A 12,788-nucleotide genomic window follows, 5' to 3' on the forward strand; every position below is an offset into this window, starting at 1 on the left:
CTCCAACCGGAAACGCAGCGGCGAGGAATTCAGTGGAAGCAAAATATAGACCCAAGATTCTGGTAGTGAATGACGATACAGCGAGCTTATTTGCCTTAAGCGGTCTGCTCACGGCTTGGGCTGATGAAAACCAATGTTCCGTGGTCACAGCCAAATCTGGTGAAGACGCGTTACGTCACGTACTGCAAGATGACTTTGCCGTAATACTGCTGGACGTCAATATGCCGGGCATGGATGGATTTGAAACTGCAGAAGCAATACATAAGCGCGCCCGTTCCTCTTCCATACCGATTATTTTCATTACTGCTTTCCTCGCTGACGACCTGAATAAATTAAGGGCTTATCAGCAAGGTGCCGTCGATTATCTTTTTACGCCCATCATTCCCCAGGTGTTGCAGGCCAAGGTATCAGTGTTTGTGCAGCTGGCAAAAAAAAATCTGGAATTGAAAGCACAAACAGATGCTCTTGGTTTGCGTACTCTGGATTTGCAGACTGCCAATGACAAACTTCAGCGCGAAATAAAAGAAAGAAAAATAGCTGTTGAACAGAATGAAGCGAAAGATAAATTCCTGGCCATGCTTGGCCACGAATTGCGCAATCCCTTAAGCGCCATCACCAGCGCAGCATCCATCATCGGGTTTCCGGGTGCAAAAGCAGATAGTGTGGAACGTGCAAAAAAAATTCTCTCCAGACAATCACAGCATCTGACACGCATAGTCGATGATTTGCTGGATTTGGGGAGAGTGATGTCCGGTAAAATCGTACTCGACAAAACTGCCGTCAATCTTGCGGAAGTTGTCATGTCCTGCCTCGATAGCCTCAGAGCCAGTCGCCCTGTCGATAGTTACCAATGGACGATTGACCCTATCGACACGTGGATAGATGCAGATCCCACCCGCGCAGAGCAAATCATTACTAATTTGCTGGACAATGCCATCAAATATACGCCTGCTGGCGGCAAGATTACTATCAAAAATATGCTTTCGAATGGCAAAGTCAGCCTGATCATCAGCGACTCTGGCATAGGCATTGCAGAAGACTTGTTACCACAGATTTTCAATGTATTCGTCCAGGGAGAGCACTCTCTGGATCGCGCTAAAGGAGGCCTGGGTATAGGGCTGGCCCTGGTCAAGCAATTAGTCGAATTACATGGCGGCGATATTCTTGTGTTTAGCGAAGGCGAAAATTTAGGCAGCACTTTCTCTATCGTATTACCACAGGCTACACAAGGCGATCTCCTGGCTGAACATGAAGAGATTCGACGGCTGAAAACAACTAAAAAACTGCTGCTGATTGAAGACAATGAAGATGCCAGGGAAATGACGTCGCAATTATTGAAGGCGCACGGTTTCGAGGTGTTGGAGGCAGCTACCGGAGCAGAAGGAATTATCCTGGCTAAAGAAGAAAAACCTTGCATTGCCCTTATTGATATCGGCTTGCCCGGTATGGATGGTTACGAAGTGGCCAGGCATTTGCGTGCTGACAAGGACACCGGCAGCATGTACCTTATTGCGTTAACAGGCTATGGCCTCAGAGAAGACCATCGCCTGACGGCAGAAGCTGGCTTTGACTCTCACTTTGTGAAGCCATTAAAGCTGCAGCAACTCATACTCGTCATAGAAGCGCTGCAAGCTGGCTGAGAAATCACCGGAAATCAGGGCAAGCTGGTGACGTAAGCCCGGCTTTTTCTGCCCTGGACAATGGCGGAGCCGTGATTGACCATCAGGTCCTGCGCGTAAATCCATCCAGAATTTGCTGAACTTGACTCAACTCAAAAGGCTTGGTCAATACATGGCATGGGAAATTAACATAGGTTTGTATATGTGCACCATGACCGGATGAAAAAATAATATGCATGTCCGGCGCATCTTCTACCGCTTGCTTGCCAAGTGCAACACCTGACATCTTGGGTAAATTAATATCTGTCAACAACACATCGTACGATCGTTCCTGTAGCAATTCCAAAGCCCTTTCGCCACTACCTGCTGGAATAGGATGATGGCCAATCAAGTCCAGCATTTCGCAAAGCATTTCCAGCAAATCCGGGTTGTCTTCAACAACCAGAATATGCAAACCTGACTCTACCTGACTGCCGGTTTCAGTACCGGCTGAGGTTTCATGTCCATTCTCGGGGATTGAATTTATCATTATTATTTATCTCAGCTGAATCGCTCTGTCAGTAATCGCTCTGTCAGTAATCGCTCTGTCAGCGCCTCCACTGCACATCCAGGTCAGAGCGATATAAGTAATTATTTTATTTTTGCTTATTTTAAAAGAGACCGCATACTTAGTGGCTGTTGCCGTGACTGCTGCGGCAATAGTGTTAAGCCATCCTAGTGTTAAGCCATCTTGTTCACTGATGAAATGGTACTTGCAAAAATGATTATTCCATAGCAGTGAAATCTTAAAATATTGTCGGACAAGCCCTACAAGCACCTACGATTCACTTGCCCCGTTTGCCGCAATAAACTGTTCTAAATAATCAAGCTCTATAGGCTTGATCATATGTGCATTAAAACCTGCGCTCTGGCTGCGTTCTTTATCATGCTGCTGCCCATAACCAGTCAATGCAATCAGCCGTATTGTGCTGCCACCGGGTAATTCACGAATGGCTTTGGCAAGTTCATAACCGTCCATGCCTGGCAAGCCTATGTCAAGAATGGCAAACTCCGGCATCTCGAGTTTTACTTCGTTCAGTGCCTGTACAGGATCATAGACTGCCCTGACCTCATGCCCCATGGCTGAAAGCAATTCAAGCAGGGAATCAGCAGCATCGCGATTATCATCCACAACGAGAATACGCGCCTTGGTACCGGAGGGTACATGAGCCTGCTTTTCTTGAGGCTCTGCTACTTCCACCGTCAGCTTATGTGGCAAACTAATGGTAAAGCTGCTTCCCAAACCCTCACCCGGGCTTTCGGCCCGTACACTGCCATGATGCAGCTGCACCAGATTGCTGACCAATGAAAGACCTATTCCCAGACCGCCATCAGACCGGTCTACACTCCTGCCACCTTGCACGAAAAGATCAAAAATATTTGGCATCAGACTGGCAGAAATACCAACGCCATTGTCGCTGACACATATCTTGACTTCATCGTCCTTGTGATAAGTCACTAATGAAATTTCACCACCATCGGGCGTATATTTTGCCGCATTGGTCAGCAGGTTAGCGACGACCTGGGCCAGACGTGCAGGGTCGCCTACCCAGGTAATGGGTGCGACATCGAGCGTCAGATGGTGATTTTTTTTCTCCAGCAAATGGCTGGCCATCTCCAATGCCTTATTCATCACGTCGCGCAGATTGCTTGCGACCATCCTGAGCTGTACCTTACCGCTGGTTATTCTTGAAACATCCATCAGGTCATCGACCAGGCGCACCAGATGATCGACCTGTCGCTGGATAACAGCCTGCTCCTTGGTGACAGTAGGGTTACGCATTTTCATCAACTCAAGCGCAGTCACTATTGGTGCCAGGGGGTTACGCAGTTCATGGCCCAGCATTGCCAGGAACTCGTCCTTGGCGCGGGAAGTGACATTGAGATTGTCATTCAAGCGTTCGATCTCTGTACGGGCCAGCACCTGGGATGTAATGTCAATCGCAATGACCATCAAGCCATGCACCTTTTCATCGACACGGCGTATCGGTGCCAGGTTGTAAATATAATAGCGGTCTTCAGGTTCACCGCCATATAAACTGATACGTACTTTGGTTTCTTCAGATACAAAAGGACTGCCGTCCCTGAAAACCTGCTTGAATCTTGCGCGTACTTCCGAGTCAAGCAATTCCGGGAAAACCTGATCAAAACTACGTCCCACCACCATCACTTCCGGGCGGCCAATGATTTTGCAGTAAATAGGATTAGCCAGCTGAAAAACCAGGTCATCCCCCAGCATGATGGCTGTTCCTACAGGAGCATCGAAAAGCAGGCGATCTCTTTCAGCCGCCGCAAAATCACGGGCCAGCAAACTTTCCATATGTGTGAGCGCACGACAAACGACAGCAGTAAATTCATGCAGGAATTTGCTGTAAGCAGCATCAAACGGCAAGCGCTGCGACAATTCAAAAGTCAGTGAGCAATCATGATGGAAATGGAGTTCAAGCGCATGAATACTGAAATGCGTGTCCTTGTTTAGGCTGGCGGCATCTTCCTGATTGACGGCCACGGCCAGAATGTCGGCAGTATTCTCGGCAGCTACAGCACTGACAATCTCAAATATTTCCTCGCGGCTTTTGCAAAACGTCAGTCGCTCTGTCAGGGTGGACAAGCTACGTTGCCTGCGTTCAGCCAGAATCCGCGATGTAGTCTCGGTGCACACGACCAGCGTGCCGGCAATACGGTCATCGTCGCCATAGACAGGTGTATAGGTATAAGTCCAGTACACATCTTCCATGCGCGAATTGCGCCAGATAGGGACCAGATTATCTTCATACCAGTGGGCCTCGCCACCATTCATGACATGGCTTATCTGCGGCCAGATGACAGGCCAGATTTCTTGCCAGCATTCCTCCCCTGCCTGACCTAATGCAGCTGGATGTTTTCCGACACCGAAGCTCGGTACATAGGCATCGTTATATATCTGGATCAGTTTTGGCCCCCACCATAAAAACATGGGGTGCACAGAATTCATGACGATCGCCACCGTGGTTTTTAAGGCTGCGGGCCAGTTGTTGATAGGGCCAAGTTCTGTTCTGGACCAGTCAAACGCCCTGACCGCATCGCGCATAGGCGTCCCGCTGCCAATGAACGCCCACTGTGGATGGTTGTTCACAGGAACGCCAGAAGCATCTGCATTGTCATTCGGTGTCGGGGACATACTCGGTCCTGGAAATTGGTAAGCAGCAACATTGTAGCGCTATCCTTACCGGACAACATGTACATCTGCGGGACATGAGTAATTAGCTCTAAGCGTTTAACATGTATTGGGTGTCAAGGTTAACGCGAATTTGCTGTATTGGCAACTAGCGTGGAAGATGGATGTAAAAACGACAAAGTTCCGCAATAAATTTCCTTGTAGAGATAGAAGTGCGGAAATGTTGAAGCGGGCATCGGGGTAGCCCGCTTGCGCCGCCTTTTATTCTTGATAAGCCGCTCAAAGCTGGCGCGACAATTTTATCTGACTGGCTTGCTGAGGCTTGCGGGTTTCACGGGTTTCGCTGGTTTCGATTTTTTCAATCTCTGCCACATTCAGATATTTGATTTTTTGTACCGGATCAGAGAAAGAAATGTCTCTCGCAAGCAGTTCCCGCATAATCTTTAAATTGACCGCCTGCTGCGTGTCCATGTACAGCCCATATTCTGGTTTGAGCACATAATAAATGACCTCGAATTCGATGGAATTTCGGTCGAATAATTTCAGGTGGGCGCGGTCAAAACGCACTTCTGGCTGCTCTTCGACTATGTTGCGTAACATGGGTGGAACCTGCTCCAGTACATCAGGCGGCGTATCTGATGCGACCTTGACCACTAATTGCACGCGCCGGTCTTTCATGCGCTTGAAATTGCGTATGGTATTTTTCAGCAAATCAGCATTGGCAATAACAATCTGTTCACCACTATCGGCACGCAAGCGCGTGGTTTTCAAACCTACATGCTCGACCGTGCCAGAGATGCCATTGATATTGATCGCGTCGCCCACTTCAAAAGGTTTATCGACCGCAATCGCCAGAGAGGCAAACAAGTCACCCAGCACATTTTGTACCGCCAGCGCGATGGCAATACCGCCTATACCCAAACTGGCAATGAAGGCAGATACATTGATACCCACGTTTGACAACATGGCCAGCAAAAAAACCACCCACAATACAAATTGCAAGGCCCATACAATGACAGTATGCGAAACACGGTTGACTGGCGCACCATCTTCCGCGACCGATGTAAAGTAACGTTTGCTCAATACCTTGACGGTTTTATTGATCCACAAAGCGAGTTGCAAGCCAAATGCCAGAAACCACAAATGATTGACACGGTCACTCCAGCGCGCGGGCAAATCAAGCACGGCTACGCCTATCAATACAGAGGTAATCACCAGTGTAATATTGCTTGTACTACCCAGGATTTGCGGCACTAGCCTTGCAACATGCGCACTTTCATGCCCATTTTCTCCAATTTGTCCGTTACCGGGCTCATGATCTGCAAGCAGCCTGCGTTTGAAAAAACCTATCAAGGCATGCATGACAAAATAAGCAAAAACGGCAACGCCGCAAGCAGTAATCCAGCTAATCAGTGGAATGTCGAGAAAATGCGTATTGATGGTTGATTGAAAGGCTGATTGAAAATCCATAATTATCCTGAAATTTTTTGATTTACACCATGAGTACCGCCCTTGTATGCTCAGGCTGGAAATTGAACTGGCTGTCAGGCTTTAATCCTGATCTGACCCGGCGAAGCCATATTGGTACTGGCATAGACGGCTAGTGTGATGCCAGAAGTCTGGCAATATCGCTGGCTATAGTGTGACAAGTCTGCGTCTGATGATTTGCGCTGTTCATCGTCAACATGCTGCAGCGCTGGTCTGAAACGCGAGGCTGAAAGATTTTTACAGTCCCGCGCCCAGAACATGCGTCGTTACTGCAGGGATGGCAGAGTAATCTCGTCCTTGCGTTGCTGTATCGCTTCACCCAAAGAAACCAGATCAAGTTTTGCTTTTTTTGCCTTTGGAAACATCTCTGTTTCCTCTTCTTTCACATGATGCTCAATTTGTTCTGACAATACCTTGACTTTGGCATCATAGAGATCGTCACCTGGTTCCATGCTCAATATCTGGGCAATCAAATCCTTGGCGGCAGCATGTTCAACAGTGGCTTCATCCAGCATATCGTCGGTATTCGTCGTCGCTTCGCGTACGGCTGTATAAAAGATTTCTTCTTCAGCAATTGTATGCTTGGTGAGTTCCAGGCAAATTTGGTGAGCAATTTTTTTCTTGCTCACCAATGCCGTGTCACCCAGGCTTTCAAACTTGCTGAACAATGCCTTGACGTTTTTATGATCTTGCTTGAGCAGGCTGACTGCATCTTGCGCTTTAGCGCCTTTGGTTTTCTTGGGGAGAACAACGGCAGGGATTTTTACAGATTTGGCTTTTGCCGCAGGAGTTGCAGTACGCATGATGTTTCCTTCAATGTCGTTAATGATGTCGTTGATGGTGTCGTTGATGAACCTAGGTTTTCGGCTAATTAATCAAAAAATAGTCTGAAGAAATACCTGTTGCAAATTCAGTAAAAAATCAGTCACACAGAAGAGAACAGGTAGATTCCATCTTAAAACCTGTACCTGTAAATGCGAGTAAGCCTCAGCCCCCAAGCCATGTAGGACAAAAAGCAGGGATTCTTGTCGCTGCAATTAAAGCTTTACATTATAAAATCCATTGATATACTCCATTAAACATCCAATTACCATCCATATGGATGCTAATTACAAGCAAAATCTAAAGTAAATACAAAAAAGGCATGCCATGAGCGTTACCGATATACGGCCCAAGGCCAGCGATACAGAAAAAATTACGATCAATCTTGGTCTGGTTGATCTGGGTCAGGTAGATCTGCTGGTGCAGGAAGGTTTTTATTCCAATCGTACCGATCTGATACGTACCGCGATACGCAATCAATTGCTGACGCATGCTGAAGTTATACGCCAGACCGTCACGCGCAGGAGTCTGGTACTAGGCATGCAGCATTACACCCGTGCCGATCTTGAAGCCGTGCGGGATGCTGGCGAGCATTTGCAAATACAGGTGCTGGGTTTAGCCAGCATTGCGGCGGATGTCAGCCCTGAACTCGCAGTTGCAAGCATCGCCTCCATCTCTGTGCTGGGAGCATTTCAGGCCAGCAGCGCGGTGAAGGCAGCCCTTGCAGACCGCATCAATTAACAATGAACAATGAACAATTAAGCATTGCCGCTATTCCTCGCGTCATTCTTCAAGCCATTCCGTAAGCTATTTCATATGCACACTGAAAGCACCACATGAATTTCAATCAAAATTTGCTGGCCCACATACGCAAGGCCAGCCTGTCCTGGCGCGATGCACAGGCATTTGCTCTACCTGCCCAGAACAGCATGAATCCGGAGCAATTGCAAAAATTAACCGCCGTCACAGAACTGATACAACGCACCCTGAATGATCACTTGCCTGGCATGGCAAAGACAGATAGCCATGCTAAGCCTGCGCCTGGGCGACAAGGCGACACATCGCAAGAGCCGTCTTTACATGATATCAACCCAGCTCCTGAAAAAAGGCCAGTCCCGCCATCAGCTAATACAAGATACATGGCAGACATCATTGATGCCGATGTGTCGCAAACGCAGAAAAATGGCAAGGCAGATGTCGGCCGTTTTGTTAGCGGCAGTTATGTCAATGCACACGGCAAACGTAGCTACAAACTATATATCCCTTCCGGCTACAATGGCGATAAAGGAAAAGCATTACCTCTGATCGTCATGCTGCATGGTTGCACGCAAGGGCCAGATGATTTTGCGACCGGCACGGGCATGAACCTGATTGCAGAACAACAGCAATGCCTGGTCGTTTATCCTGCTCAGGACCACGGAGCCAACTCATCGAAATGCTGGAACTGGTTCAAGGCGATGGATCAACAGCGCGACCAGGGCGAACCCTCGCTGATCGCAGGCATCACCCGTGACATCATGGCCAACTATCATGTCGATGCAGGCAGCGTATTTATCGCTGGTATGTCAGCGGGTGGTGCCATGGCAGCCATCATGGCAGATGCCTATCCTGAGCTCTATGCCGCAGTTGGCATCCATTCTGGCCTGCCATTTGGCGCAGCCAGTGATTTGCCATCAGCAATGGCGGCGATGCGTGGCGCAGCAAATCAGATGAAAAAACCGGTTGCAGGAAACGCCGTGCCTATCATCGTCTTTCACGGCGATCAGGATCATACTGTCAGTAGCAAAAATGCTGACCGCATCATGACACGATATTTGGACAGCAAGCAGTCAAGCGCATTGAAAGCCCAAAAAGAAGACGGTAACGGCAAGCTTGGCCGGCGTTATACACGCACGCGCTACGCTGAAAATGCTTCTTCACAACAAGCTGGCGCAAAACCTGCACCTGCCGAACAATGGGTCATCCATGGCGCTGGCCACGCCTGGTCGGGCGGTAATAGTCAAGGTAGTTTTACCGATGCAGCGGGGCCGGATGCCAGCCGGGAAATGCTGCGTTTCTTTTTGTCGCAAGTAAATCAGAATCAAGCGTAATGCGATAAAAATAAAAAGAGAAAACCTGATGCAATCACTATGCATCAGGCTTTTTCTTGTTCACCAGTGCCTTTGCCGTTCAGGCAGTTTATAGAGGTGGCCGCACGAATTCTTCGCGAACCCATAAGCGTGTTTTTGCGGCAGCGATGAAGTTTTTCAATTGATCTGTCGATATGACAGCATCGTCTTTATCAATGCCTGCCGCAGTCAACAACACTTCGCCGCCCGCATCATAAGCTATTGCTTTCAAGTGACTGAAGGCATCACTGACAAAGCCTTTCGCTGCCATATCCCGTTCCAATTTTTTTGCCGATGCATCAGACAAAATAATAGCGACAGCATCAAAGATAACTGAAGGGCTACCTGCCAGTTGGCCATCCACCTTGGCTTCTTTGCCATCTGATAAAAGTATGCCATTGATGCGCGGAGCAACAACTTTGCACTTACCCTCTGCCGCTTCAACAGCCGCTTTGACTTTGTCCAGTATCCTGGCATCTGAACCGTCGGCGATGAGAATACCAACTACGCGGCCCGTCAGGGTATCCTTCATTTTATCTATCAATCCCAAAGCTGGGGACTCAGGCAAGTCTTGTATCTCTGCGTGAGTAGCTGGCGCGGCTGGCAAGTTCTTGAGGCCCAGTCCGGCAGCGACGCGCTGCGCGAGGTCTTCATTGATATGCCGCATATGGCCGACCATGGCTGCAGGTATATGCGCGTGCTCGACTTTTGATAATTCAAAGACCAGTGCTGAAACTATATGCGCTTGTTCAGTTGCATTCTGGCTGGCATAAAATTGACGTGCCTGGCTATAATGATCGGCGAAGCTTTCAGGACGGATACGGCCTTTATCACCAGCCACAGGTTCTGCCATGCTTGTAAAACCTGTTGCAGGCTGCTCACGTGGCGCATCCTTTGCCAGCGAATTCGGCTCATAGGCGACCCTGCCTACAGGGCGTCCCATTTGCATATGTCCATCACGCTGGTGATTGGCGAATGGGCACTTCGGCGCATTGACAGGAATCTGATGGAAATTGGGCGAACCCAGCCTGGACAATTGTGTATCCAGATAAGAAAATAAACGCCCGTGCAATAAGGGGTCATTCGAAAAATCGATACCGGGAACGATATGGGATGGGCAGAATGCCACTTGCTCAGTCTCTGCAAAGAAATTATCTGGCCACCTGTCAAGCACCATGCGCCCTACTACAGTCAGTGGTACCAATTCTTCGGGAATGAGCTTGGTCGCATCAAGATGATCAAACGGGAACTGATCTGCTTCTTCCTGCGTAAATAACTGTACCGCCAATTCCCATTCAGGGAAATCGCCTGTAGTGATAGCTTCAAAAAAATCACGTCTGTGGAAATCAGGATCAGCACCGGCAATTTTGACTGTTTCATCCCAAACCGTCGATTGCAAGCCTGCTTTTGGACGCCAGTGGAACTTGACAAAAGTCGATTCACCACTCTTGTTAATCAGCCGGAAAGTGTGTACGCCAAAACCTTCTATCATACGCAAGGATCTTGGCAAGGTGCGGTCTGACATGATCCACATCACCATGTGCATGGCTTCTGGCGTCAGTGAAATAAAATCCCAGAAGGTATCATGCGCTGTAGCAGCTTGCGGAAAGCCACGGTCAGGTTCCATTTTCACGGCATGGACAAGATCGGGGAATTTAATAGCATCCTGGATAAAGAACACAGGTACATTATTACCCACCAAGTCCCAATTACCTTCAGAGGTATAAAATTTGACCGCAAAGCCGCGTACATCCCGTGGTGTATCCACAGAACCAGAGCCACCAGCAACTGTGGAAATGCGGGTAAACACTGGAGTTTGATGCCCTACTTCAGTCAGGATTTTGGCGGTCGTATATTTCTCCAGCGAATGTGTGAGCTCAAAATAGCCATGCGCAGCCGTGCCGCGCGCGTGGACGATACGTTCTGGAATACGTTCATGATCAAAATGAGTAATTTTTTCCCTGAGGATAAAATCTTCCAGCAAGGTCGGGCCCTTGACGCTGGCTTTTAAAGAATTTTGGTCATCTGCAATAACGACGCCCTGATTTGTCGTCAATTGTGGATGTGTTTTTCCTGCAATCTGATGTAGTTCCCCTCCATTGCCGATGGAGGCGGAAGTCAGGTTTTTTGTTTCTTTTATTTCTGATTTTGCTGCGGCTGTCTTGGTCTTAGGCATGGTAGGCAATCTACAAAAAAATGGGGATGATAGGCAAAAAACGGACTGCTCTGTTTATCTGAGCAGTCCGTTTTTACGATGTCACTACTCACTTACTCTGGCAGGAAATTAAGAAACACTCGCCTCGGATGTGGAGTTGATATCTTCAGCGCCAGCCTTTTTGTAAATGTCCTTTGCATTCGAAGCCTCATTAGAATTGTCTGTATGGACAGAGATCAGAATGTTGCCGCCGCGGATTTTGCCGTCGTACAGTTTTGCTTCATATTCAGGAATGCCCAGACCGACCAGGGCACCAATGATGCCGCCTGCCGCACCAACCAGTGCAGCACCGCTCAATGCAGCCATGATAGGGCCAGCAGCAATGAAAGGACCAACACCAGGGATAGCCAGCGTGCCAATGCCTGTCAACCAGCCCAGGATGGCACCTACGCCCATGCCTGCAACGCCACCCGTGGCTGCACCTTCAGGTAATTTGGTATTTTGCTCATGCGCAAAATCCCGTGTACCAGTCTGATCAGGGAACAGGACAGAGATATCGCCACTTGGGAATCCTGCAAGTTTCAGATTATCGACGATGTTTTCAGCTTGAACGCGGTTTGTTGCGATACAGTAAATTGCGGTTGTCATATGAACTCCTTTGGTGGTGTAAATTGCGTACGTAGTTTCTTACTTTGTTTCCTACTTTTTAGCGCTGATATAGCTAACTAGCAGACTTGCTCACATCCCTATTTGCTTGTCTGTTTTTCCTGTTTAATTTGTTTTCACATCCAGCGAATTATTGATAGAAGTGACGCCCTTGACAGTCTGAGCAATTTTTTCAACTTTCACTTTCTCGTCTGCCGTCTTGACTGGTCCACGTAAAGTGACCGCACCTGCATTCACCATAATCTTGACGTTGTGTGCCAAGACTGACAGTGATTTGTCGCCAACGACTGACCGTCTGACGGCTGCCAGTACCTGGCGATCTTCTTGCGTATTGAACTGATCTTCCGGCGTTTTGTTCGCGGCATTTTTGTCGCGGTTATTGATCTCAGTGTTATCCACATTTGATGCGGCTTTACCTTGTGTCACTACCGGTACAGGATCAGCTGCAAATCCAGTACCCGGCAAAGTAGCCAGAGCCAGTAATGAAGTAACGCCGATGGTATTGAGTATTCGTCCCATTCATTTCTCCCGTTTAAGTCCAAGTGGACAAGTAGCGATAGATTAAGAAAATTGATCCGTTGCATCTGTGCGGTAACCAACACGCAGCTAGGGTCAGACCGAGAAAATTATTAAAATTACTAATAAACTAATCACTATTTTTTACGTTGAAAAAATGCAGACACAACAAGGCATTTCATAGCAGAAATGCACCATACTTCTATCAATTTCAGAGC

10 protein-coding genes are annotated in these 12,788 nt (G+C 48.1%); 3 read left to right on the plus strand and 7 right to left on the minus strand.

The window, feature by feature from the left end; genetic code table 11:
- The first annotated feature begins 32 nt into the window (after positions 1–32).
- A complete protein-coding gene (locus ACO0LL_RS18880; protein ID WP_422952371.1) occupies positions 33–1,640 on the plus strand; it encodes a response regulator in 1,608 nt (535 codons plus the stop codon).
- 82 nt (positions 1,641–1,722) lie between these two features.
- Here the strand turns inward: ACO0LL_RS18880 and ACO0LL_RS18885 are convergent, their stop codons facing one another.
- The 4 genes from ACO0LL_RS18885 to ACO0LL_RS18900 all read right to left on the minus strand — a co-directional run bounded on the left by ACO0LL_RS18885 (position 1,723) and on the right by ACO0LL_RS18900 (position 7,106).
- Positions 1,723–2,148 (minus strand): response regulator, encoded by a 426-nt coding sequence (locus tag ACO0LL_RS18885; RefSeq protein WP_422952372.1) that lies wholly within the window; start codon positions 2,146–2,148, stop codon positions 1,723–1,725.
- A gap of 288 nt (positions 2,149–2,436) precedes the next feature.
- On the minus strand, positions 2,437–4,818 hold the full coding sequence (locus ACO0LL_RS18890; RefSeq protein ID WP_422952373.1) for an ATP-binding protein: 2,382 nt from the start codon (positions 4,816–4,818) through the stop codon (positions 2,437–2,439).
- A 276-nt stretch (positions 4,819–5,094) separates the two neighbouring features.
- Entirely contained in the window at positions 5,095–6,285 is a 1,191-nt protein-coding gene (locus tag ACO0LL_RS18895; RefSeq protein WP_422952374.1) for a mechanosensitive ion channel family protein, read from the minus strand.
- A gap of 284 nt (positions 6,286–6,569) precedes the next feature.
- A complete protein-coding gene (locus ACO0LL_RS18900) occupies positions 6,570–7,106 on the minus strand; it encodes a hemerythrin domain-containing protein (protein WP_422952375.1) in 537 nt (178 codons plus the stop codon).
- Positions 7,107–7,452: 346 nt separating this feature from the next.
- Here ACO0LL_RS18900 and ACO0LL_RS18905 point away from each other — a divergent pair, with 346 nt between their 5' ends.
- Both ACO0LL_RS18905 and ACO0LL_RS18910 read left to right on the plus strand, forming a co-directional pair.
- Positions 7,453–7,866: a CopG family transcriptional regulator gene (locus ACO0LL_RS18905; protein ID WP_422952376.1), complete on the plus strand. Its 414-nt coding sequence runs from the start codon at positions 7,453–7,455 to the stop codon at positions 7,864–7,866.
- A 95-nt stretch (positions 7,867–7,961) separates the two neighbouring features.
- A complete protein-coding gene (locus ACO0LL_RS18910) occupies positions 7,962–9,215 on the plus strand; it encodes an alpha/beta hydrolase family esterase (protein ID WP_422952377.1) in 1,254 nt (417 codons plus the stop codon).
- Positions 9,216–9,303: 88 nt separating this feature from the next.
- Here ACO0LL_RS18910 and ACO0LL_RS18915 read toward each other — a convergent pair whose 3' ends face one another.
- The 3 genes from ACO0LL_RS18915 to ACO0LL_RS18925 form a co-directional block, all read right to left on the minus strand.
- The gene (locus tag ACO0LL_RS18915; protein WP_422952378.1) at positions 9,304–11,409 is read right to left on the minus strand and encodes a catalase; all 2,106 of its coding nucleotides are present in this window, start codon (positions 11,407–11,409) and stop codon (positions 9,304–9,306) included.
- A gap of 108 nt (positions 11,410–11,517) precedes the next feature.
- Positions 11,518–12,036 (minus strand): hypothetical protein, encoded by a 519-nt coding sequence (locus tag ACO0LL_RS18920; protein ID WP_422952379.1) that lies wholly within the window; start codon positions 12,034–12,036, stop codon positions 11,518–11,520.
- Between the two features lie 123 nt (positions 12,037–12,159).
- Complete coding sequence (locus ACO0LL_RS18925) at positions 12,160–12,573, minus strand: BON domain-containing protein (protein ID WP_422952380.1); 414 nt, start codon at positions 12,571–12,573, stop codon at positions 12,160–12,162.
- Between the last annotated feature and the right edge of the window lie 215 nt (positions 12,574–12,788).

The sequence above is a fragment of the Undibacterium sp. TC4M20W genome (genome assembly GCF_049340245.1).
In the GTDB taxonomy this organism is placed as follows: Bacteria; Pseudomonadota; Gammaproteobacteria; order Burkholderiales; family Burkholderiaceae_D; genus Undibacterium.